Origin of the sequence: Leyella stercorea DSM 18206 (assembly GCF_000235885.1) — a bacterium.
GTDB classification, from domain to species: Bacteria; Bacteroidota; Bacteroidia; order Bacteroidales; family Bacteroidaceae; genus Prevotella; species Prevotella stercorea.
This window is the reverse complement of record NZ_JH379395.1, coordinates 1-22,159: the sequence shown is the minus strand read 5'-3', so window position 1 is coordinate 22,159 and position 22,159 is coordinate 1. Positions and strand designations below refer to the sequence as shown.

Genomic DNA, 22,159 nt, shown 5'->3' with positions numbered 1-22,159 from the left:
CAACACCTCACCATCTCAACACCTCACCATCTTAATACACCAGTCCTACGTTGTCTACCCAGAAGGTGTTGCCCACGGTGCCGACATAGGCTCCGCCGTGGCTCGACGAGAACTGCAATATGATGTGTGTCGGTTTGGCGTCGGCATCAGCCCAGCCGGTCTCCTTCACCAGCACGCTCTTTCCCTTAGAGTTGCGTGCGTAGTCGGTAGAACGCAGTCCCATCATCGACGCATCATAGAATGGTTTGCCGGTGATATTGCCGTAGTGAATCTCATAAGTGGCATCCTCAACCCATCCGTTGGTCGACTTGCCGTACTTCACTACCACCGTGCCCACGCGCTGCGCCGTGATGTTTCCCTTAGCATCCTCATGGCGTTTCTGGAGGAGCAGCAGAGCCACACAGTAGTCCTTGCCCGGAACAGTGGTCACTGCCGAGAAGCCGGTCTGACGGATGCGCTTGGCGTTGCCCGGCACCTGCACACGATAGTCGAAGCGCAGAGCCTTCGGACGCAGGGTGAACGGGATACCGAAGTTGAGTGCCTTCGGACCTTCCTTTGTGCCGGTGATAGGCTCCTTCATGTCGCCGAGGAAGATGCTGCCAGCGGCGAGCACCTTAATATTAATAAGACCAAGCACCTTGCAGGTCTCGATATGGGTGGTCATTTTGACGCAATGTCCCGAACCGCGGTTGTCGCGATACACCGAGTTGTTGGTCTTTGTGATGCCCGACACCTTAGCCATCACGTTGCTCGTGCCCCAAGGCGATCCGCCGAGGTTTACGTATGGGTTGTTGCCCGTGAGAGCTCTGTTAGGGCCTATCTCGTAAAGGGTTTTCTTGCTACCACCGATTACTGACGACTCGTGTATTTGGCGCGTCACCCAAGTATCGAAATTGCCATACTTGAACAAGACGAACTTTCCTTCGGCACTTGCAGAAAGACTACAGAAAACGCAAAGCATTGTCACAATGCACGATTTGAACATAAAATGTTTCATATACTTATGATTATATATTGTGTGCTACAAAAACATGAATAACAAGCAAAAAGCCGTATCATTCGGCACAAAGATATACAAAAAAGGCAAATGTGAAAACTTTTATATTACAAAAGTTTTCCATTTGCCTTAATATTTAATGTCTGTCAACACTTGTAAGGAAATAAAGACAACTTTTAGTTGCTTTTATACCAACCGCGTTTTTCTGCTTTTGTTTCAACCGCATTTATTTGCCACTAATCAGCTCAACGGCTTTGCTTACGGTGTGATTGTGCTCGTTCATCAGTCGGAAGTACTCGTTCATGTCCCAGATGTCGCGAGCGATAAGTGCTTTCAGTTGTACGCGAAGCATAGGCAGCGTGTTGTTGCGCTCTTCGTCGTCGCGCGGTTTCACCTTCTGGCGTTCAGCCTCAGCAAAAAGACTGTCGACCATGGCTTGCGGCACTTCAAAGTGCTTCATATAGTCGTCGAACTTCGTGTACTCCGCCTTCAGCTCCTCGCGATGGTTCTCAACATAGCGCAGGGTGGCGTTGATAACGAGTGAGCGTGCAACAAGCTGACGGTGGAACGCTGTATATTGAGTGGTGTCGAGCGGCACGAACACGTCGGGCATGATGCCTCCACCTCCATATACGGTGCGGTGCTTGCGCAGAGTGTAGCAGCGCAGCGAGTCGTTGAAGTGGATTGAGTCAGCCGAGTAGAGCTCGCCATGCTTGAAACGTTTCTCTATATCTTGCGCATAGTCCTCCTTTTCGCCTTTCGCATACGGCTTCTGTATGCAGCGACCGGATGGCGTATAGTAGTGGGCGATGGTGAGGCGTATCATTGAACCATCGTCGAACTCGATAGGACGCTGCACAAGTCCCTTTCCGAACGAGCGACGACCTACCACTGTGCCACGATCCTGATCCTGGATGGCACCCGTAACGATTTCGGCAGCCGATGCCGAATACTCGTTGATGAGCACGTAGACCTTGCCCTTCAGTAGTCTGCCTCCTCCACCTGCCTTGTACTCTTGACGTTTCTGAGCGCGTCCCTCGGTGTACACCACGAGGTCGCCCTTCTGCAGGAACTCCTCTACGATGCGCACCGCCGACTGCAGATAGCCACCGCCGTTGTCCTGAAGGTCGAGGATGAGATCGCGCATACCAGCCTTCTGCAGCGAGTCGACAGCGGTCATAAATTCGCCGTAGGTGGTGGCACCGAACGAGCCGATGCGCACGTAGCCAACACGCGGACGTATCATGTAGTAGGCATCAAGCGTGTGTACGGGTATCTTGGCACGCGTAACGGTGAACTGCAGCAGGTCGGGCACGCCACGACGCTGCACGCCGAGCTTCACCTTCGAGCTACGCGGTCCGCGCAGACGACGCATGATGTCCGCACGATCCATCTTAACGCCTGCTATCGTAGTGTCGTTGACGGTGATGATGCGGTCGCCGGCGAGTATGCCCACCTTCTCCGACGGACCCTTGCGCACAGGCTGTATGACGAGCAGCGTGTCCGAAATCATATTGAACTGCACGCCGATACCGTCGAACGAGCCTTGCAGTGGTTCGGTCAGCGACTTTGTCTCCTTGGCAGTGGTGTACGAGGAATGGGGGTCGAGTTTCTCGAGCATACCACGTATGGCATCCTCCACGAGTTTCTGCTCGTCGACCGAGTCGACATAGAGGTTGCTGACAGCCAGTTCGGCTATCTGCAGCTTCTTGAGTGGGTTCACACGCTGCGCGAAAGCGGCTGCGCACAGCAGCAGTAAAACCACTGCACCCATTCCCATTTTCCATGAGAACGGGTGCTTTGTGTTATGTTTGTCTATACGTTTCATTATCTGAGTTTGTTTTATGCCAAGTCTTCGTCGGGCAGGTCTTCCTCAACCACGAGGTTGTCGATGATGAAGTTCTGCCTCTCCATAGTGTTCTTGCCCATGTAGTACTCGAGGAGCTTCTGCACCTGGTCGGTCTTGTGAAGTGTCACCTGTTCGAGTCGCATCTCCGGACCGATGAAATGTGCGAACTCCTCCGGCGAGATTTCGCCCAAACCTTTGAATCGGGTTATCTCCGGGTCGGGTCCGAGGTTGCGTATCGCCTGCTGGCGTTCGTCCTCGCTGTAGCAGTAGCGTGTGATGAAGTCGCTCTTCTTCTCCTTACCGGTGAGGCGTGCGTCGGCATCGGTCACTACCTTCTTATCCTTTATCTTCGTGCGACGGTTGCGCACGCGGAACAGCGGTGTCTGCAACACGTAGACGTGTCCCTTCTTGATAAGGTCGGGGAAGAACTGCAGAAAGAACGTGATGATGAGCAGGCGGATGTGCATACCGTCGACATCGGCATCGGTCGCCACTATCACCTTATTATATCTAAGCGTGTCGAGTCCGTCCTCTATGTCGAGAGCAGCTTGCAGGAGGTTGAACTCCTCGTTCTCGTACACCACCTTCTTTGTCAGTCCGTAGGAGTTGAGCGGTTTTCCGCGCAGCGAGAACACGGCTTGCGTGTTCACATCGCGGCTCTTTGTGATTGATCCGCTGGCAGAATCGCCCTCGGTGATGAATATCGACGACTCTTCCTTGCGGTCGTTCTTCGCGTCGGAGTAGTGTATGCGACAGTCGCGCAGCTTGCGGTTGTGAAGGTTTGCCTTCTTCGCGCGTTCGCGTGCCAACTTCGTAACGCCAGCCATCGCCTTGCGCTCACGCTCGCTCTCGGTTATCTTCTGCTGCATCACCTCCGCCACGTCGGCGTGTATGTGCAGGAAGTTGTCTACCTCAAGCTTCACGAAGTCGCCAACGTACTTGTTGATGCTCTCGCCTCCTGGTGCCATCTGCAGCGAGCCGAGCTTAATCTTCGTTTGGCTCTCGAACATCGGCTCCTCTACGTTCAGCGCGACGGCAGCCACGAGTCCGTTGCGTATGTCGGTGAACTCGTAGTTCTTGCCGAAGAACTCCTTGATGGTGCGGGCTATGTGCTCCTTGAATGCGCTCTGATGGGTGCCGCCTTGCGTGGTGTGCTGTCCGTTGACGAAGGAGTGGTACTCCTCGCCGTACTGGTTGGTGTGCGTAAAGGCTATCTCTATGTCCTCACCCTTCACGTGTATGATGGGGTAAAGCGGGTCGGTGGTCATCGTGTCGGTGAGCAGGTCAGCCAAGCCGTTGCGCGAGAGGATGCGCCGACCGTTGTACATGATGGTGAGTCCGGAGTTGAGATAGGTGTAGTTGCGCAGCATCGTCTCCACGAAGTCGTCATGGAACGAATAGCCGACGAACAGTGTCGGGTCGGGCTCGAAGAAGATGTAGGTGCCGTTCTCGTCGGCAGAGTCCTCGGTGATGTCCGATGTCAGGTTGCCGCGCTCGAACTTGAGCGCACGCACCTTGCCGTCGCGATACGACTTCACCTCGAAGTGTGCCGAGAGGGCGTTCACCGCCTTCACACCCACGCCGTTCAGACCCACGCTCTTCTTGAACGCCTTCGAGTCGTACTTGCCGCCGGTGTTGAGCACACTGACTGCCTCAACGAGCTTGCCCTGCGGTATGCCACGACCATAGTCGCGCACCGACACACGCAGACGGTCGTCGATGTCTACCTCTATGCGCTTGCCGGCGTTCATCTTGAACTCGTCGATAGAATTGTCGATGACCTCCTTCAGCAGCACATAGATACCGTCCTCGGGCAACTGTCCGTCGCCCAAGCGACCGATATACATACCTGGACGTGTACGCACGTGCTCCATGTCGGAGAGGTGGCGTATGTTGTCGTCGGTATATTGAACTGTGGGTTGAATGTTTTCTTCCATTTTATTTCTTAATATCTTACAGCATCCCGAGTATTGTCATCGTATCTTGAGGATGCTATCCGACTTAAATATCCTTCTTGTAGCATCTGCGGCGCTTGTGTATCTCGCGGTTGAGATACTGCCACTGTCCCTGAACCTTCATGTTTGTCTCCATCTCGACGTGGGTCTCGCCCCACTTGAAGCCGAGACGCTGATAGTGCGGTATGAGGTCGTAGAAGAGCAATGCGTTGGCACCCTTCTGACGATACTCCGGCAACACGCCGATGAGGAGCAGGTCGACCACCTCAGTCTTGTGGAACTTCAGCGCGCGAAGGATGTGCCACCATCCGAACGGGAAGAGCTTGCCACCGCACTTCTGCAAAGCGCGGGCGAGCGACGGGATAGATATGCCTACGCCAACCACCTTGTGGTCGGGTGTGTTCCAGTCCTCGATGATGGTGATGAGGTCGAGGTCAGCCATCGGCAGGTACATCTTCACGTACTGCTCTATCTGGCGGTCGGTGAGCTTCGAGTAGCCGTAGAGGTCCTTGAAGGTCTCGTTCACTACCTGGAATATCTTCTTGCCGTATCCGTTCTCGCCGTATATCTCATTGCGCTTCAGCTTCTTCACCTGCAGGTTGTAGCGCTTCTGGATCATCTTTGCGATGGTAGCATACTTCTCCGGCATCTCCTCCGGCACGTAGAGCTTATACTCCACGTAGTCGTTGTCTTTCTCCCAACCGCCCATGCGATCCATGTGCTCCGGATAGTAGGGGTAGTTATATGCCGTAGCCTGAGTGCCAAGCTGGTCGTAACCGTAGAGGAGCATTCCCTCGGGGTCCATATCGGTGAAACCGAGCGGACCGACAATCTCCTTCATACCTTTCGACTTGCCGTAGTCTTCTACTGCCTTGAGGAGTGCTTTAGACACTTCGATATCGTCAACGAAGTCGATCCAGCCGAAGCGAACCGACTCGCGCTCCCACTTCTTGTTGGCACTGTGGTTGATGATAGCAGCCACACGACCCACAGCCTTACCGTCGCGGTATGCCATGAAGTACTCTGCCTCACAGAAGTCGAAGGCTGCATTCTTGTCCTTACGGAAGGTGTTCATCTCATCGAAGTAGAGGTTTGGCACGTGGTAAGGATTACCTTTATAGAGCTCGTTGTGGAAATCGATAAACTTGCACAGGTCGCGGCGCGACTCAACTTTCTTAATCTCTATTGCTGACATTTTAATTGTTTTATTCTTTCACTTTTGTTTGATACACATTGTATGATTGCCTCTTTAGGCAAGCAATACATCTTTATAAATAAAGCCTTTAAAATGCAAAAGTACGGAAAAATGCTCAAACTAACGAAAAACCGGGTAACATTTAGCGATATTTACGAGAAATTAGCAGCAGATGTTCACCTTCAGCGGTGGTTGTGGCGAAGATATACACGTCGCCGCCATCCTTGATTTTGAGGCGTTTGCGCAGTTCTGCGACTGTGAGTGGAAAGTTGCGCGTAGCTATATTGGCTTTCTCTATGCCTACCAACGCCTTGCGTAGCTCGCCCTTGTTCATCGTCGTCACGCGCTCCACAACGAAGCTTCTGCCCGGAAAGCCATCAACGGGTTCGTCGGAAAGAAAGAGATGGCTGTTGCGGCTCACGGGCGACACGCCGTAAGCTGCTGCCAACTCGTCGAAGCAGCCTGCTTTCATGATTGAGGCGTTGGGCTCGTGTAGGAATTTTGAGTTTTGAGTTTTGAGTTTTGAGTTGGCGACTGGAGCCGAGGAGTCTGGTGTATAGACAAAGAGGGAGGAAGAGCCAGAAGCTGTAGAAAGATCCGCGCAATACACCTTCAGTTCGCTCTCTACCACCGTTGAAAGTACGAGCAGCAACTCCTTGCACTCGCCTCCCACCGACACGATGTGCACCTCGCGCACCGTGCCCTGCAAGTCGTCCACCGCCTTATGCCAATCGAGCATAGGCGAGAGCTTCAGCATCGTGAAGCGCGACTTCTCAAGCAGCTTGGGCAGGAGTTGCACAACATCGGGCGTGCAATCGGCAAGCATGACGGTCTTGGCACCGTGTTCATCGCGACGCGCCGGGTCGAGGAACAGCATGGTCTGCGGTTCAACGGTTGAGAGATACTCCACGGCATCTGCACACACTACCGTGGCGTTGTTCAAACCGAGCAACGGAAGGTTGTGCTCAACGATGTGGCAGAGCTGCTCATTGCGCTCCACGTACGTAGCCGCAGCAAAGGCGCATGAGGTGAACGAGAAGTCGACACCGAAACCACCGGTCAGGTCGGTCATGCGGGACGCATGACAGTTGAGAGTTGAGAGTTGAGAGTTGAGAGTTGCAGGCTGCTCAGAAGAATTATTAACTCCTTCCGCCGAATTCTCAACTCTCAACTCTGAACTCTCAACTCGACTCGTCCACTCCATCGCCAAGTTGAGCTTATACTGCGCTGTGGGTTCTGACGAGCACTGCTCCATAGAGAGGTGCGGCGGAAAGATCACGCCATCGCACGCAGCCCATTTGGGGAGCTTACGACGCGCTATCTGCCAGCCTTGTATCTGATCGAGAGCGTAGGGCATGTCAACATCCGGAAAGCGATTTGCTTGAAGCGCAAGCTGACGGATATCACGTTCGCGATATTCGCGTATAAATTCTGCAGTAGTCATAGACATATCATTGTTATTTTTGACTGCAAAGTTAACATATTTAGCCGATTAAATAACTACATCAGAATGAATGTAAATAAATTTCACCGATTTTCTTTGCAGTATAACAAACTTACTGTAACTTTGCAAAAGTTGCACAGAAGACAACAAAATGAGCAACCCCTAAACATAATACCCTAAAGTATGGAACCTATTGTTGACTTTTCAATCCTACCCGCACGTCTGCGCTCAGCCGAGCGAGTCGTAACTGTAGCAGTGGCATGTCCTGCCGACTCTCACACAGAGGAAGTTATCGAACGAAGCATCGCGGAGCAGTTCGCACGCTTCACCCTTGTAGCCAACACGGCAAAGGCTGATATCGCACGCCGATTGGCTGCCGACTATCCCGACAAGGTTACACTCATCGTGGCTGACGACGATGACGATGCGGCGCGCCATGCCGTTAAGGAGGTGCGCGAGGGCAGAGCCGACGTGCTAATGAAGGGTTCGCTGAACACTGACAACCTCTTGCGCGCAGTGCTCAACAAAGAGGAGGGCATACTCATCAAGGGTAGCGTACTCACACACATCGCCGTTGCAGATGTGCCGAGCCTTAACCATTTGTTGTTCTTCTCGGATGCAGCCGTCATTCCCTACCCCACTACCGAACAATACGATGCCATCACACGATACATCACCGACACCTACCGCAGCATAACGGGTGGCGACCGCCCACGTGTGGCACTCATCCACTGCACGGAGAAGGTATCGGAGAAGTTCCCGCTCACGCTCAGCTACGAAGAGCTGAAGGCGAACGCTGCCGCAGGAGCCTACGGCGAGGTGGAGATAGGCGGACCGATGGACGTGAAGACTGCTTGCGACGCAGAGAGCGGAGCCATCAAGGGCATCACATCGCCAGTGGTGGGCAACGCCAACTGCCTCATCTTCCCTGACATAGAGGCAGGCAACACATTCTACAAGACAATAACTCTCTTCGGTGGTGCTACGGTGGCTGGTATGCTCGTAGGCACGACTGCACCCGTGGTGGTGACATCGCGCGCCGACACTGCCGACTCCAAATTCTACTCTTTAGCAACTGCTTGCCTGAAAGCGATTAACAAACAGTAAACTCAAGACATATTCATGAAAAAAATATTTGTGATCAACCCTGGCTGCACCTCTACAAAGGTGGCTGTGTATGAAGACGAACACGCTGTATGGACATCCGACGGACTGCATCCGCAGGAGGAAGTAGACAAGTACGCAACCGAGATGGAGCAGTACGAGTACCGCAAGAACTTCATCCTGAAGCTCTTGGAGGAAGCAGGAATACCTTTGGAATTCGATGCCGTAATCGGTAGAGGCGGTCTGCTGAAACCGTTGCACGGCGGTGTGTATGCCATTAACGAGCAGATGAAGCAGGACCTCATCAACGCCAAGCACAAGCATGTGTGCAACCTCGGTTCGATCCTTGCCGACGACATCGCACAGATGTGCCACTGCCCAGCCTACATGGCTGACCCTGTGGTGGTAGACGAGTTTATGACACGTGCACGCTATACGGGTCTGCCGTTCATGAAGCGCGAGTCTATCTTCCATGCGCTCAACGCCAAGGCAGCCTCGCGCCGCTATGCGCGCAGCATCGGACGCAAGTATGAGGAGATGAACCTCGTAGTGGCTCACCTCGGTGGCGGCATCTGCGTGTCGGCTCACCACGAGGGCAAGGTGATCGATGTGAACAACGCACTCAACGGTGAGGGTCCTATCGCGCCGGAACGTGCCGGAACACTGCCTGCCGACCAGCTCGTGCGACTCTGCTTCTCGGGCAAGCATACTCAGGCAGAGATTATGAAGATGTTAGCAGGCAACGGTGGCTGCCAGGCGCTACTCGGCATGAAAGACATGAAGGAGATATCGCGCCGCGCAGAGGCTGGCGAGGAGCCGTTCCACGAAGTGCTCGAGGCTATGCTCTACACCGTGTCGAAGCAGATCGGTGCCATGGCGGTTGCGCTGTGGGGCAAGGCGGATGCTATCATCCTCACCGGCGGCATCGCCTACAGCAAGTACTGCGTTGAGGAGATAAAGAAGCAGGTGGACTTCCTCGCTCCGGTCATCGTGATGCCAGGCGAAGGCGAGATGGAGTCGTTAGCGTTCAACGCCTTAGGAGCATTGAACGGCGAACTGCCAGTACACGAGTATAGGTAATTATTAATTAATAATTATTAATTATAAATTATAAATTATGAAGAAAGCCCTGCTTCGCATTCGTGCGAGGCAGGGCTTTCTCATTTAAACCTAATCAAAAATTTATATCAACAACAATTCATATCATTTAGTACTAACCAAAATCAACGGTTATTTAACCTCAATCTGGCGAGCAGCCTTCTGCACGTTCTGCTCAACCTTCGGAAGGTCGATTGTGAGCACACCATCGCTGACGTTGGCTGCAATCTTCTCCTTGTCGACATCATCAGGCAAGAGAAGCGTCTGCTCGAACTTGGTGTAAGAGAACTCGCGGCGCAGATAATGCTCCTTCTTATTCTCATCCTTCTTCTCATTCTTCTTCTCCATCTTGATGTGCAGATTGCCGTCGGCATCGATGTTGATGTTGAAGTCGTCCTTCTTCATTCCGGCTGCTGCAAGCTCTACTGTATAATCGTGTTCTGTCTCTTTAACATTTATAGCTGGGGCGGTTGCGTTAGTACGCGGCATAAAGTCGGTATCAAAAAAGTCGTTGAAAACTTCTGGCATCCATGAATTTCTCATTACTGGTAACATATCAAATACCTCCTATTTATATTTTAATTTTTACATTTATCGTTTGCTTGCCTTTGGGCTTCCGTCCATCGGCTTGCACTAATCATAATGCAACTTACGTACCAATGCCGAAATCGCCCATAAAAACAATAAACAGTAAGCAACATTGGCAGTTTGGCGACAAATAGTCAGCTCAGGCGGACATTTTGGCGTGTTTTACTTGCAACAGCAATCGTCTTAAAGAGGCGTTTGCGCGACGCGCACCGACCGACGCAGATGTCTGCACCGACCGACGCAGATGTCCGCACCGACCGACGCGGATGCTCATAGTAACACGGGCGCAACGTTGTTAAAGCAAAAAAAATATAGCAAAAACACTTGGTCGTTTCATAATTAATATGTATCTTTACCCCGTGAATTTAGAAACCGCACACTGAATAAGTTTTGTGCGTACACAGACATTATATATTTCCTATATACTGCTCGCGCGAGCGTAAGTATAACTCGGTTCTCTTCGGTGTTCTTGACGGAGGAAGTGTTGTTGTATTTACGCAATTTTTGTTTTATTACGTTTCTACACAACTCCTCGCTTCCTCTTCGCCAAAGCACCGCAGGTTGCCCCTCAAAGAAGACCATAAACTTTAAAATACTACACCTATGGAACTAAAACAAGCTACTGCCGGCACAATGGAGTCCGGCGACATCATGATTCAGATTGCCCCCTGCGAGAAAGAGGGTCTGAATATTGATTTGCAAAGTTCGGTTGCCTACCAGTTTGGCGACCAGATTCGTAAGGTGATTGTTGAGACACTCGAAGGACTCGGCATCACCCGTGCTGAGGTGCACGCCACTGACAAGGGCGCGCTCGACTGCACTATCCGCGCACGCGTCACCGCGGCTGCCGTGAGAGCAACGGGCAAAGACGTGTGGAAAGACTAACCCCTAAACTTTTTGACCTATGAAACGACTAAGAAGAACTATGATGTTCGTACCGGGAAACAACCCTGGTATGATGCAGGATGCCTATATATATCATCCCGACTCAATAATGCTCGACCTTGAGGACTCTGTGACAATGGCAGAGAAGGACGCTGCACGCCTGCTCGTCTACAACGCGCTGAAGACTATTGACTACGGCACGACGGAAATGGTGGTGCGCATCAATCCGCTGAACACGCCGTATGGCAAGAAGGACATCGAGGCTGTGGTTAAGGCTGGCGTCGACGTGATACGTATGCCGAAGACCGAGACCGCAGAGGAGGTAATAGAGGTGGAGCGCGAGATTGAAAAGGTGGAGCAGGAACTGGGTTGCGTGGGTCGCACACAGATCATGGCTGCACTGGAGAGCACGCTCGGCGTTGTCAACGCCTACGCCATAGCTACTGCTTCTAAGCGCATGATGGGCATTGCGCTCGGCGCGGAGGACTACTGCGCCAACCTGAAGACACAACGCTCACCCGAGGGCATGGAGCTGCTCATGGCACGCCAGACCATCGTGGTGGCAGCTCGCGCGGCTGGCATCGACGCGCTCGACACCGTCTACTCTAACCTCAACGATATGGAAACATTCCGCAAGGAGGTGGAACTGATTCATCAGTTGGGCTTCGACGGAAAGTCGATCATCAACCCGCGCCAGATCGAGATTATCAACGAGGTGTTCACACCGACACAGAAGGCTATCGACAAGGCTCTCGCCGTTATCGCTGCCATCAAGGAGGCTGAGAAGAAAGGCTCGGGCGTAATAGCCGTGAACGGTAAAATGGTTGACCGACCAGTGGTAATACGCGCACAGCGCGTCATCGACTTGGCACTGGCTTCGGGCGTAATTAAACAGGAGGACATAGCATGAGCACACTGAACGAAAGACATACCCTCGCCGAGCAGGTGGCTCAGGCTATGGGAAAAAGCGTATATAATAATGTAGAGGCACACAAGGACATCACTCCGCGCCTCGAACTGCAGCAGAAGAGCCCCAAGCTCATGACGCTCGAAGAGGCTATACGCCACTCGGGACTGAAGGACGGCATGACAATATCGTTCCACCACCACTTCCGCGGTGGAGACAAGGTGGTGAATATGGTTGTGGACAAACTCGCCGAGATGGGATTTAAGAATCTGCACCTCGCAGCGTCAAGCTTGCAGGACGTACACGAACCGCTCATCGAGCACATTCGCAACGGCGTGATCACGGAGATTTCGACATCCGGTCTGCGCGGCGAACTGGCTAAGGAGATTTCGCACGGACTGATGGAGAAGCCGGTGGTGTTCCGCTCGCATGGCGGACGCGGCGAGGCTATCGCTTCGGGCGAGTTGCACATCGACGTGGCGTTCCTCGGCGCTTCTTCTTCTGACCCGCTCGGCAACGCCTGCGGCTACTCGCGCTCGGAGAACGCAAAGAGCATCTGCGGCTCGCTCGGCTACGCGCTGCCCGACGCTCACTACGCCGACAAGGTGGTAATCCTCACCGACGACCTCGTGCCCTATCCTAACACTCCGAACTCTATCTCGGAGCACGACGTAGACTACGTGGTGGAGGTTGAGTCGGTAGGCGACTCGTCGAAGATTGCTTCGGGTGCTATCCGCGACACCAAGAACCCACGCGACATACTGCTCGCTCAGCAGGCTGCGAAGGTGATTGTGAACAGTGGCTACTTCAAGAACGGCTTCTCTATACAGACCGGTTCGGGCGGCGCTTCGCTCGCTGCCGTTAAGTACATCCGTCAGAGCATGATAGACCAGGACATCAAGGCTTCGTTCGCCCTCGGCGGCATCACCGCTCACATGGTGAAGATGCACGAGGAGGGACTCATAGAGCGTCTAATCGACGTGCAGTCGTTCGACAAGGTGGCAGCCGAGTCGCTCAAGAACGACTCGAAACACAAGGAGGTGTCGGCTTGCGAATACGCAAGTATGAACGAGCAGGGTGCGGCTACGCACTATCTCGACATCGTTATCCTTTCGGCTCTTGAGGTGGACGTCAACTTCAACGTGAACGTGCTCGTAGGTAGCGACGGCATCATACGCGGCGCTATCGGCGGACACCCCGACACAGCCGAAGACTCTGCACTCTCTATCATCGTCTGCCCGTTGCTCCGTGGCAGAATACCGTGCGTCGTTAACGAGGTGACAACGCTCATCACTCCGGGTCGCACCGTAGACGTTGTTGTCACTGAGTACGGCATCGCTGTCAACCCGGCTCGACCGGAGATAGCCGAACGCCTAAAGGCTGCCGGACTGAAGATCGTAACGCTCGAGGAGCTTCGCGACCGCGCACTCTCCGTAATCGGCAACCCGGCACCGCTGCCGTTCGGCGACAAGGTGGTGGGCGTGGTGATGAACCGCGACGGATCGGTGATGGATGTCATCAAGAACATCGTTGAATAACTCAAAACTCAAAGAATGATTACGCTTCACGAACTTCTGGCGAGCCGCGACGCACGCCATGCCACACAGCAGAAGCTGCTGGCTGAACACTCGGGAAAGACACTGGTGTGCCTCACCGTTGTCATGCCAGGAAGCGTGAAGCGCAATCATCAGTCGCTCTGTGCGGCACACGCAGCCGTAGAGGCTATACGTGAGGCATTCCATCTCAACGACATGAGCGACGCAGAACGCGAGGGTTTCCTCACCGAGCGCGACCTCAACACGGGCTACGAGGCTTATCTCATCACACCGCTGCCGCTGCTCGAAGCCAAGCGCATAGCGGTAACGATAGAGGACACGCACCCGTTGGGCAGACTCTTCGATATAGACGTTATAAACACCGACGGCATACCTGTCGCAAGAAACGATATCGGAGAAAAACCGCGCCGTTGTCTCGTCTGCGAACACGAAGCACGCTACTGCATGAGGATGCGCTGGCACACGCAGGAGGAGATATGGGCGAAGATAAACGAGATGGTAGACCTTTACACTAAGGCAAGACAAACATAACAAACGACCTTAAACAATCTATGGAGATACAAACCCTTAACCCCACAACACCCCGTCAACGACAACGCATAGAGGCGTTCCTCAAACGCAACGGCTTGCGCTTCGACGACATGCACTACTACGCTGCCATAACAGACGACGACGGAGAGATGATAGCTGGTGGCGGACTGAAGGGCAACGTAATAAAGTGTGTGGCTGTGGACGATGCGCATAAGGGCGAAGCTATCGCCAACACACTCATCTCACACCTCATAGCACACGCTAACGAGGAGGGACATAGCAACGTCATGTTGTTCACAAAACCCAAGAACAGACAACTCTTCGAGAGTCTGTCGTTCCGACTGCTCGCCGAAGCACCCGAAGCCGTACTTATGGAGACGGGCATCGGAGGAATCAATTATATGGTTGAGCAACTGAAAAAGATAAAAGAGGAAGGTGAAGTATGCAAAGAGAATAATCAAGGATGTAAAAAGGAAGAAAAAACAAATCTCAACCCCTCAACCCCTCAACCCCTCACCACCACAACGCCTCTCCGAGGCGTTGTGGTAATGAACTGCAACCCCTTCACACTCGGTCACCGCTACTTGATAGAACAGGCAGCAAAGCAAGTGGAACGGTTGTTCGTGATGGTAGTGAGAGAGGACTGCTCACTCTTCGCCTACGCAGAGCGCAAGGCAATGGTGGAGCAAGGCGTGGCACATCTTAAGAACGTCACGGTGATAGACGGAAGCGAGTACGCCATCAGTCAGGCTACGTTCCCCACGTACTTCCTCAAACGTCTCGACGACGCAGCCGACACGCAGATGCTGCTCGACCTCGACCTCTTCCGCCGACACATAGCACCCGCACTCGGCGCAACCGTCCGCTTCGTAGGCACAGAGCCAACCGACCGGCTCACACGCCGCTACAACCAACTGATGCACGAGGTGCTCGCCGATGTCAGAGAAACAGCCCGACTGGAGAAGAAGGGCAACGCTGTAAGCGCATCGCGAGTGCGCAAGGCAATGGAGCAAGGTGACATGAGCACAATAAGACAACTCGTGCCACCCACCACCCTACCTTATATAATAGCACACCTCGCTACACAAGCACTGCAGGCTGAGCTTGACACCACGCCGAAGCCCGGACTCGTAGACAAGGACAACAACGGAGCGCACCGCGACATGGATTATGCGCTGATGCAACGCAGCATCGACACGCTACACCCCTACTTCGTGAAGCTCGCACTGCTCGGCTGCGCCGATGCTCTGCCCACGCACACCTCCATAAGGGATGTAGGCATTGAAGCGGAAAAGGCTATGCTCAGCGCCACCAACGGCGTGAACACCCACAAAGGGGCACTCTTCTCAATGGGATTGGCGGTTGTAGCAGCTGCTCACGAGGAGAATACCGACTCCCTACAAGCCACAATAAAAGCACTCGCTGCCAGTTTCCCCGACACTAACGGCACGCACGGCAGCAAGGCGAAACTGCTCTCAAAGGGCACCACAGCAATAAAAGGAGCACTCGACAATGCTCGCGAAGGCTACGAGATGCTGTTCGCAGAGTGGCTCCCGTTCTACATCGAACGCAGAAAGGAGCACGATGCGTACACGCTGCACAAGACACTGCTGCGCATCATGTGCGACCTCGACGACACCAATGTCATCTATCGCACCGACTTAGCCACAGCCGAGGAGGTGAAGCAGGAAGCCCGAGCACTGCTCGACAGCTTCTCGAAGGCTGCTCTAAAAGACATGGACCGCCGCTACACCGCACGAAACATATCACCAGGCGGAGCTGCTGACATGCTATCGCTCACCATATTCATCGGAAGCATACAAACATAGGGGGTGCACTTATAGCAAGTGCACCAACCTGCAAACAAGAATACAATTCTAACAATCTAATAACTAAAAACCTTGACATTATGGTAGAACTTATTAATCACGGAGTCTATCTCCTCAATGGTACCAAAGTTTGCGACAATTATGAAGGTTTAACACCTGACGAAGCTCGCGAAAACACTATCACTTACGGCATCCTCCGCTCGCACGACGTGGACGGATCGAAGGGTAAAAAGATGCGCATCCGCTTCGACGCAATGATGTCGCACGACATCACTTACGTAGGAATTATACAGACAGCACGCGCAAGCGGACTGGAGGAGTTCCCGTTGCCTTACGCAATGACCAACTGCCACAACTCACTCTGTGCCGTTGGTGGCACTATCAACGAGGACGACCACGTTTTCGGTCTGTCGGCAGCAAAGAAATATGGTGGCATCTACGTGCCTGCTAACCAGGCTGTCATTCACCAGTATGCACGCGAGATGATGGTGAAGTGCGGCAATATGATTCTCGGTTCCGACTCTCACACACGCTACGGCTCACTCGGCAACATGGGCGTTGGCGAAGGCGGTGGCGAGCTCGTGAAGCAGTTGCTCAAGAACACTTGGGACATCAACGCACCTGAGGTGGTGCTCGTATGGCTCGAGGGCAAACCTAAGAAGGGCGTAGGTCCGCACGACGTGGCTATCTCGCTCGTGAAGGCTACATTCGAGAGTGGCGTTGTGAAGAACAAGGTGCTCGAGTTCGCAGGCCCTGGCGTGAAGGAGTTGCCTATCGACTTCCGTAACGGCATCGACATTATGACTACCGAGACCACCTGCTTGAGTTCTATCTGGATTACAGACGAAGAGGTGAAGCACCACTACGACATACACGAGCGTCCGCAGGACTTCAAGGAACTGAAGCCTGGCGACGTTGCTTACTACGACATGATGATCCGCATCGACCTCTCTTCGCAGGAGGCTATGATTGCTCTGCCGTTCCACCCGTCGAACGCAGTCACAATCCATGAGCTTCAGGCTGACCCGGTTGGCATCCTCACACGCATCGAGGAAGACGCTAAGAAGCGTTTCGGCGACAAGGTGGACGTACATCTTGTTGACAAGGTTGTCGACGGTAAGGTTTACGCTGACCAGGGCATCATCGCCGGCTGCTCGGGCGGCACATACGACAACCTCGCAGAGGCTGGAGCTATCCTCAAGGGCAAGAGCATCGGCAACGACTACTTCACGGCTTCGGCTTATCCGCAGTCGACACCGGTATCAATGGCTGTGACACGCGAGGGCATCACTGCCGACCTCATCGAGGCTGGTGTTGTGATGAAGCCGGCATTCTGCGGTCCGTGCTTCGGAGCAGGCGACGTTCCGTCTAACAACGGTCTGTCTATCCGCCACACCACACGCAACTTCCCCAACCGCGAGGGTTCTAAGCCTGGTCAGGGTCAGCTCTCTCTCGTTGCGCTTATGGACGCACGCTCTATCGCTGCTACAGCAGCCAACGGTGGCGTAATCACAGCTGCTACCGACGTGGAGTACGAGAACACACACAAGCCATACGTTTACGACGAGAAGATATACAAGTGCCGCGTTTACAACGGCTACGGCAGACCACGCCCGGAAACCGAGTTGCGCTATGGTCCGAACATCAAGGACTGGCCTACAATGTATCCGATGCAGGAGAACATGCTCCTCGAGTTAGCAGCCGTTATCCACGACCCGGTTACAACTACCGACGAGCTCATCCCGTCTGGCGAGACAAGTTCTTACCGTTCTAACCCGTTGAAGCTTTCTGAGTTCGCCCTCTCTCGCCGCGTGCCTGAGTACGTAGGTCTGAGCAAGGAGATTCAGAAGCAGGACCTCGCACGCCGTGCAGGTGAGGTAAGCGCAAACATCGCAGAGGCTCTCGCTAAGGTGGGCGCAAAGGCTGAGGATACATCGTTCGGTTCATGCGTATTCGCTAACCGCCCTGGCGACGGCTCGGCTCGCGAGCAGGCTGCTTCTTGCCAGAAGGTGCTCGGCGGCGACGCTAACGTTTGCTACGAGTACGCTACAAAGCGCTATCGTTCTAACTGCATCAACTGGGGTATCGTGCCGTTCACAATCGCTAAGGACGTTGAGTTCAACTTCGAGCCGGGCGACAAACTCTTCGTACCAGGCATCCGCGAGGCTATCCTCACCGGTAAGGAGGAGATTGACGCACAGGTTATCGCACGCGACGGCGTTAAACCTATACACCTCTTCTTCCAGAACCTCACCGCCGACGAGCGTCAGATCCTGGCAGACGGTTGCTTGATGAACTATTATAAGAACAAGAAATAACTCTTAAATCCAAATAACTATGACCGAAAAAATTCAGATGACCACCCCACTCGTAGAGATGGATGGTGACGAGATGACACGTATTTTGTGGCAGATGATCAAGGATGAGCTCATTCTTCCGTTCGTTGACCTCAAGACAGAGTATTACGACTTAGGACTCGTTAAACGCGACGAGACCGGCGACCAGATAACAAAGGACGCAGCCGAGGCAACAAAACGCTTGGGCGTAGCCGTTAAGTGTGCTACCATCACACCTAACCATCAGCGCATGGACGAGTACAAGCTCCATCAGATGTGGAAGAGCCCTAACGGCACCATCCGCTCTATCCTCGACGGCACAGTATTCCGTACACCTATCACCATCCCGAGCATCCATCCGGCAGTGAAGAACTGGGAGAAGCCTATCACCATCGCACGTCACGCTTACGGAGACGTTTACAAGAGCGTAGAGATTCGCGCCGACGAGCCAGGCGTAGCTAAGCTCATCTTCGACGGCGAGAGCGGCAAGCACGAGGAGGTTGTGGTTCACACATTCAAGGGCGCCGGCGTGCTCCAGGCAATGCACAACACCGACAAGTCGATACGTTCGTTCGCACACTCTTGCTTCAAGTTCGCGCTCGACACCAATCAGAGTCTCTGGTTCTCTACAAAGGACACCATCTCGAAGAAGTACGACGCACAGTTCAAGATTATCTTCTACGAAGTATTCGAGGAGTACAAGGAGGAGTTCGAGAAGCGCGGCTTAGAGTTCTTCTACACCCTCATCGACGACGCAGTAGCACGCGTTATCCGCTCTAAGGGCGGCTTCATCTGGGCTTGTAAGAACTACGACGGCGACGTTATGTCCGACATGGTTTCTACAGCATTCGGCTCATTGGCAATGATGACTTCCGTGCTCGTTTCGCCTGACGGCAAGTACGAGTACGAGGCTGCTCACGGCACCGTTACACGCCACTACTACAAGTATCTGAAGGGCGAGGAGACATCTACCAACCCTATGGCTACTATCTTCGCTTGGAGCGGCGCTCTGCGCAAACGTGGCGAGATGGATAACCTGCCCGAACTCGTGCGCTACGCTGATGCTCTCGAGGCTGCCTGCTTCGACACTCTCAACGAGGGTATCGTTACGAAGGACCTCGCAGGACTCATGGAAGGCGTTACTCCGCAGACCAAGAACTCTGCCGGCTTCATCGCTGCCATCCGCGAACGCTTGGAGAAGAAGTTGGCATAAGATGCCAACTCGAAATAGTACAAAGCGTAAACGAATATTACTGAAGTAAGAACCGAATGCTTCAGTGCATATAGTTAAACATTATAAGGGGAGTCACCGCTGGTTAGCACGTCGTACTAACTTGCGATGACTCCCCTTATTTTATTATTGCTGTCTATTCTTTACTTCTTCTTTCTTGGCTTACGGCGCGCCCATCCTTCTTCAGAGAAGTCTGGCTCATCGCCTTTGAGCTGAATGTCGGGGTTGTTGATGAACTGTCGCCAGTCGTCCTTGCGTCCGCTCTCGTAGCGCGACTGTCCGCGCTGACCACGCTGCGAGCGGTTGCGTCCCTCCATCTCGTTGCGACGCTTGGAGCGTTTCTCGTATGGGTTAGCATCGTTAGCTGCGTCCTTACGGCGCGATGTGCGACCACCGTCGCGGTCGGAAGAGCGACGCGAGCCACGCTTTCCGTCGCCACTTGCAGCAGCCGTGTCGTCGGCATCGTTGCAGCGCACGGTGCGGTTGCGGTATGTGGCTCCGTTCAGCGCGCGCATCACCTTCTCGGCATCCTGCTCCGGCACCTCTATGTACGAGATGCGGGCAAGCAGATCGATGTGTCCCACCTCCTGGCGGCCATGCACGTTGCGGTTGAGGAACTGCATCACCTCGCCCGGATAGAAGCCGTCGTCCTTACCGAGGTTTATGAACAGACGGCGATAGCCTGCCTCCGGCGCACGCTTTTCGCGCTTTCTGCCGTCGCGACCCTCGCCACGCTCCTTGCGGTCTCGGCTTGTAGACGGCTTCTGTATCTCAGGCGCATTGGCGTAGTACTTCAGGAACTTGCCGAACTCCAGCGACACAATCTTCTTCAGAATGTCCTCCTTGTCGAAGTATTCGAAGTGGCGGTTGATGTCCTCCATGAACGGTGCTATCTGCTCGTCGTCCACGTCCACCTTCTCAATCTCGTCGATAGCCTTAAAGAGCTGCTTCGAACAAATCTCCTGCGGCGTAGGCAGCGTGCCGTCAACGAACTCCTTGCCTATCACGCGCTCCACTTCGCGCACACGTCCACGCTCCTTGGTGTGGATGATAGAGATTGATGTGCCCTTCTTGCCTGCGCGTCCGGTGCGACCAGAGCGGTGGGTATAGCTCTCGGTATCGCCCGGCATACCGTAGTTGATGACGTGCGTGAGGTCGTCCACGTCCAGTCCGCGTGCTGCCACGTCGGTAGCCACGAGCAACTGTGTGATGTGCTGGCGGAACTTCTGCATCGTTATGTCGCGCTGCTGCTGCGAGAGGTCGCCGTGCAGCGGCTCAGCGTTGTATCCGTCGCGTATAAGCTTGTCTGCCACCTCCTGCGTCTCAGCCTTGGTGCGACAGAACACGATGCCGTAGATGCGCGGATAGAAGTCGACGATGCGCTTCAGCGCAAGGTACTTGTCCTTCGCGTTCACCATATAGTAGATATGGTTGACATTCTCCGCGCCCTCGTTGCGCGAACCCACCACAATCTCCTTATGGTCGTGCAGATAGTTGAGCGCAATCTTCTCAATCTCCTTGCTCATCGTAGCCGAGAAGAGCAGCGTGTTGCGGTCAGCCGGCACGTTGTCGAATATCTCGTTGATGCTGTCGGAGAAGCCCATGTTGAGCATCTCGTCAGCCTCGTCGAGCACCACGTTCTGTACAGCCTCGAGCTTTGCGGCTCCGCGGTGCATGAGGTCGATAAGTCTGCCCGGTGTAGCCACGATAATCTGCGCTCCATGCTTCAGAGCGCGCATCTGGTCGACGATAGACGTACCGCCGTACACGGCAACAATGTTAATACCTTTAATATACTTTGAGAATGACTTCAGGTCGTCGGCTATCTGAAGGCAAAGCTCGCGTGTGGGCGAGATGACGATAGCCTGCGTAGTGCGGTCTGTCGGGTCGGTACGCTGCAACAATGGTATTCCGAACGCGGCGGTCTTGCCCGTTCCGGTCTGCGCGAGCGCAATTACGTCGTTACCATTACCCAACAAAAACGGTATAACTTCCTCCTGAACCGGCATCGGATGTTCGAAGCCGAGTTCCTCAATGGCGCGGCGAATCTCTTCGCTTACGCCCAATTCTTCAAATGTCTTCAATGTGATGTTGTTCGTTAATGCCTGCAAGCCAGTAGCTTTACAAGACTGCTTAATACTAAAAAGGGGTGGACTTAACTCTAATCTGTAGCTGCTCGGTGTCTTCCCCAGCCATGTCACAACGTCGTATCTTTAGCGAATAAGAAATTGATTGAAGACATTTGGGCAGCTTCCCGTAAAATATAAATCCTGAATTCGGGTGCAAAGTTACTGCAAAAATCCGATTAAGCGAAACAAATGAAATTTTATATAACTAAAAAACCAAAAAAAGATTTTGAGGAATAGAAATAAAAAGTGTATTTTTGCAAATGATAGAATAATATAAAGATTTTTCAAAATGGAGAAAATAACTAAAGCAGAAGCATTGAGACGCTGGAATTCTGCCAAAGAACAGAAAAAGGCTATGGTAGAAAAGATGCGCGAAATGCTTTACGATGACTACAAGACGCGAACAGGAGAGGAACCGGTAACATTCAACGTATTGTAATACGTTAATAGAATCAATTATATAGCAAAATAAACGCCCGTGCAAAACACGGGCGGAGAGTGTAAAATAAACTGTGTCAGGCTATA

At 53.3% G+C, this 22,159-nt stretch carries 17 protein-coding genes; 10 read left to right on the top strand and 7 right to left on the bottom strand.

The window, feature by feature from the left end:
* Nucleotides 1-31: 31 nt before the first annotated feature.
* From HMPREF0673_RS03750 to HMPREF0673_RS03730, 5 genes are all read right to left on the bottom strand, one after another.
* On the bottom strand, nt 32-997 hold the full coding sequence (locus tag HMPREF0673_RS03750) for a PCMD domain-containing protein (RefSeq protein ID WP_007898268.1): 966 nt from the start codon (nt 995-997) through the stop codon (nt 32-34).
* Nucleotides 998-1,223: 226 nt separating this feature from the next.
* Nucleotides 1,224-2,777 carry a S41 family peptidase gene (locus tag HMPREF0673_RS03745; RefSeq protein WP_040596360.1) on the bottom strand — a complete coding sequence of 518 codons (1,554 nt, stop codon included), beginning with the start codon at nt 2,775-2,777 and terminating at the stop codon, nt 1,224-1,226.
* 62 nt (nt 2,778-2,839) lie between these two features.
* Nucleotides 2,840-4,783, bottom strand: coding sequence for a DNA topoisomerase IV subunit B (locus HMPREF0673_RS03740; RefSeq protein ID WP_007898264.1), 1,944 nt, complete (start codon nt 4,781-4,783; stop codon nt 2,840-2,842).
* Nucleotides 4,784-4,847: 64 nt separating this feature from the next.
* A complete protein-coding gene (locus HMPREF0673_RS03735; RefSeq protein ID WP_007898261.1) occupies nt 4,848-5,996 on the bottom strand; it encodes a hypothetical protein in 1,149 nt (382 codons plus the stop codon).
* Between the two features lie 142 nt (nt 5,997-6,138).
* Entirely contained in the window at nt 6,139-7,440 is a 1,302-nt protein-coding gene (locus HMPREF0673_RS03730) for a THUMP-like domain-containing protein (protein ID WP_007898257.1), read from the bottom strand.
* Nucleotides 7,441-7,623: 183 nt separating this feature from the next.
* On the opposite strand from HMPREF0673_RS03730, the gene HMPREF0673_RS03725 reads away from it, so the two are divergent.
* Entirely contained in the window at nt 7,624-8,547 is a 924-nt protein-coding gene (locus HMPREF0673_RS03725) for a phosphate acyltransferase (RefSeq protein WP_007898254.1), read from the top strand.
* A 15-nt stretch (nt 8,548-8,562) separates the two neighbouring features.
* Nucleotides 8,563-9,624, top strand: a complete 1,062-nt coding sequence (gene buk / locus HMPREF0673_RS03720; protein WP_007898252.1) for a butyrate kinase — start codon at nt 8,563-8,565, stop codon at nt 9,622-9,624.
* 150 nt (nt 9,625-9,774) lie between these two features.
* Here buk and HMPREF0673_RS03715 read toward each other — a convergent pair whose 3' ends face one another.
* Nucleotides 9,775-10,170: an Hsp20/alpha crystallin family protein gene (locus HMPREF0673_RS03715; RefSeq protein WP_007898249.1), complete on the bottom strand. Its 396-nt coding sequence runs from the start codon at nt 10,168-10,170 to the stop codon at nt 9,775-9,777.
* 663 nt (nt 10,171-10,833) lie between these two features.
* Here HMPREF0673_RS03715 and citD point away from each other — a divergent pair.
* The 7 genes from citD (at nt 10,834) to HMPREF0673_RS03680 (ending at nt 19,487) form a co-directional block, all read left to right on the top strand.
* Nucleotides 10,834-11,115: a citrate lyase acyl carrier protein gene (gene citD, locus HMPREF0673_RS03710; protein WP_007898241.1), complete on the top strand. Its 282-nt coding sequence runs from the start codon at nt 10,834-10,836 to the stop codon at nt 11,113-11,115.
* Between the two features lie 19 nt (nt 11,116-11,134).
* On the top strand, nt 11,135-12,025 hold the full coding sequence (gene citE, locus HMPREF0673_RS03705; protein WP_022157586.1) for a citrate (pro-3S)-lyase subunit beta: 891 nt from the start codon (nt 11,135-11,137) through the stop codon (nt 12,023-12,025).
* On the top strand, nt 12,022-13,560 hold the full coding sequence (gene citF / locus HMPREF0673_RS03700) for a citrate lyase subunit alpha (RefSeq protein WP_007898236.1): 1,539 nt from the start codon (nt 12,022-12,024) through the stop codon (nt 13,558-13,560). Before citE ends, citF begins: the two co-directional genes overlap by 4 nt.
* 15 nt (nt 13,561-13,575) lie before the next feature.
* Nucleotides 13,576-14,109, top strand: coding sequence for a citrate lyase holo-[acyl-carrier protein] synthase (gene citX, locus HMPREF0673_RS03695; RefSeq protein WP_007898234.1), 534 nt, complete (start codon nt 13,576-13,578; stop codon nt 14,107-14,109).
* A 20-nt stretch (nt 14,110-14,129) separates the two neighbouring features.
* The gene (locus HMPREF0673_RS03690) at nt 14,130-15,938 is read left to right on the top strand and encodes a GNAT family N-acetyltransferase (protein ID WP_007898231.1); all 1,809 of its coding nucleotides are present in this window, start codon (nt 14,130-14,132) and stop codon (nt 15,936-15,938) included.
* An 80-nt stretch (nt 15,939-16,018) separates the two neighbouring features.
* On the top strand, nt 16,019-18,256 hold the full coding sequence (locus HMPREF0673_RS03685) for a hydratase (protein WP_007898229.1): 2,238 nt from the start codon (nt 16,019-16,021) through the stop codon (nt 18,254-18,256).
* Nucleotides 18,257-18,275: 19 nt separating this feature from the next.
* A complete protein-coding gene (locus HMPREF0673_RS03680; RefSeq protein ID WP_007898226.1) occupies nt 18,276-19,487 on the top strand; it encodes an NADP-dependent isocitrate dehydrogenase in 1,212 nt (403 codons plus the stop codon).
* 161 nt (nt 19,488-19,648) lie between these two features.
* Here the strand turns inward: HMPREF0673_RS03680 and HMPREF0673_RS03675 are convergent, their stop codons facing one another.
* A complete protein-coding gene (locus HMPREF0673_RS03675; protein WP_040596358.1) occupies nt 19,649-21,589 on the bottom strand; it encodes a DEAD/DEAH box helicase in 1,941 nt (646 codons plus the stop codon).
* Nucleotides 21,590-21,923: 334 nt separating this feature from the next.
* Between HMPREF0673_RS03675 and HMPREF0673_RS13745 the strand changes: the two genes are divergently transcribed.
* Nucleotides 21,924-22,073 (top strand): hypothetical protein, encoded by a 150-nt coding sequence (locus HMPREF0673_RS13745; RefSeq protein ID WP_022429761.1) that lies wholly within the window; start codon nt 21,924-21,926, stop codon nt 22,071-22,073.
* The last annotated feature ends 86 nt before the right edge of the window (nt 22,074-22,159 follow it).

What these genes read in the sequence shown, in the direction of transcription:
- HMPREF0673_RS03750 (WP_007898268.1), bottom strand. Translation starts at nt 997, where the DNA reads ATGAAACATTTTATGTTCAAATCGTGCATTGTGACAATGCTTTGCGTT.
- HMPREF0673_RS03745 (WP_040596360.1), bottom strand. Translation starts at nt 2,777, where the DNA reads ATGGGAATGGGTGCAGTGGTTTTACTGCTGCTGTGCGCAGCCGCTTTC.
- HMPREF0673_RS03740 (WP_007898264.1), bottom strand. Translation starts at nt 4,783, where the DNA reads ATGGAAGAAAACATTCAACCCACAGTTCAATATACCGACGACAACATA.
- HMPREF0673_RS03735 (WP_007898261.1), bottom strand. Translation starts at nt 5,996, where the DNA reads ATGTCAGCAATAGAGATTAAGAAAGTTGAGTCGCGCCGCGACCTGTGC.
- HMPREF0673_RS03730 (WP_007898257.1), bottom strand. Translation starts at nt 7,440, where the DNA reads ATGACTACTGCAGAATTTATACGCGAATATCGCGAACGTGATATCCGT.
- HMPREF0673_RS03725 (WP_007898254.1), top strand. Translation starts at nt 7,624, where the DNA reads ATGGAACCTATTGTTGACTTTTCAATCCTACCCGCACGTCTGCGCTCA.
- buk (WP_007898252.1), top strand. Translation starts at nt 8,563, where the DNA reads ATGAAAAAAATATTTGTGATCAACCCTGGCTGCACCTCTACAAAGGTG.
- HMPREF0673_RS03715 (WP_007898249.1), bottom strand. Translation starts at nt 10,170, where the DNA reads ATGCCAGAAGTTTTCAACGACTTTTTTGATACCGACTTTATGCCGCGT.
- citD (WP_007898241.1), top strand. Translation starts at nt 10,834, where the DNA reads ATGGAACTAAAACAAGCTACTGCCGGCACAATGGAGTCCGGCGACATC.
- citE (WP_022157586.1), top strand. Translation starts at nt 11,135, where the DNA reads ATGAAACGACTAAGAAGAACTATGATGTTCGTACCGGGAAACAACCCT.
- citF (WP_007898236.1), top strand. Translation starts at nt 12,022, where the DNA reads ATGAGCACACTGAACGAAAGACATACCCTCGCCGAGCAGGTGGCTCAG.
- citX (WP_007898234.1), top strand. Translation starts at nt 13,576, where the DNA reads ATGATTACGCTTCACGAACTTCTGGCGAGCCGCGACGCACGCCATGCC.
- HMPREF0673_RS03690 (WP_007898231.1), top strand. Translation starts at nt 14,130, where the DNA reads ATGGAGATACAAACCCTTAACCCCACAACACCCCGTCAACGACAACGC.
- HMPREF0673_RS03685 (WP_007898229.1), top strand. Translation starts at nt 16,019, where the DNA reads ATGGTAGAACTTATTAATCACGGAGTCTATCTCCTCAATGGTACCAAA.
- HMPREF0673_RS03680 (WP_007898226.1), top strand. Translation starts at nt 18,276, where the DNA reads ATGACCGAAAAAATTCAGATGACCACCCCACTCGTAGAGATGGATGGT.
- HMPREF0673_RS13745 (WP_022429761.1), top strand. Translation starts at nt 21,924, where the DNA reads ATGGAGAAAATAACTAAAGCAGAAGCATTGAGACGCTGGAATTCTGCC.